This window comes from Actinomadura chokoriensis (genome assembly GCF_039529475.1).
GTDB lineage: Bacteria > Actinomycetota > Actinomycetes > Streptosporangiales > Streptosporangiaceae > Spirillospora > Spirillospora bangladeshensis.
This window is the reverse complement of the sequence record NZ_BAAAMW010000083.1, coordinates 1-613: the sequence shown is the minus strand read 5'-3', so window position 1 is coordinate 613 and position 613 is coordinate 1. Positions and strand designations below refer to the sequence as shown.

The following is a 613-nucleotide window of genomic DNA, read 5'->3' as shown; positions in this document are numbered from 1 at the left end:
CTCGCGGAACACGGTGTCGAAGTGGCGGTCGCGTTTCCTGGCCGACCGGCTGGAAGGCCTGAGCGACGAGCCGCGCCCGGGCCGGCCCCGCACGATCACCGACGAGCAGGTCGAGCGGGTCGTCACCGCCACGCTGGAGGAGACGCCCGGTGCGGACACGCACTGGTCGACGCGGTCGATGGCGGCGGCGATCGGGATGTCGCAGTCGGCGGTCTCGCGGATCTGGCGGGCGTTCGGCCTCAAGCCCCATACCGTGCAGACCTGGAAGCTGTCGACCGACCCGCAGTTCGTCGACAAGGTCCGCGACGTGGTCGGGCTGTACCTGAACCCGCCTGACAACGCCCTGGTGCTCGCGGTGGACGAGAAGAGCCAGATGCAGGCGATCGACCGCACGGCGCCGATTCTGCCGATCATGCCCACCACCCCGGCGCGGATGACCCACGACTACGTCCGGCACGGCACCACCAGCCTGTTCGCCGCCCTGGACCTTTCCTCGGGGTCGGTGATCGACCAGCACTACCGGCGCCGCCGCCACCAGGAGTTCCTGCGGTTCCTCAAGCTCATCGACGTCGCCGTCCCCAAGGATCTAGACCTGCACCTGGTGCTGGACAAC

The 613-nt window shown here is 69.2% G+C and carries 1 protein-coding gene; it reads left to right on the top strand.

Features of this window, described 5'->3' with window-relative positions:
* Positions 1 to 613: IS630 family transposase (locus ABFX46_RS43345; RefSeq protein ID WP_346050472.1), on the top strand; the 613-nt coding region annotated here is incomplete at both ends.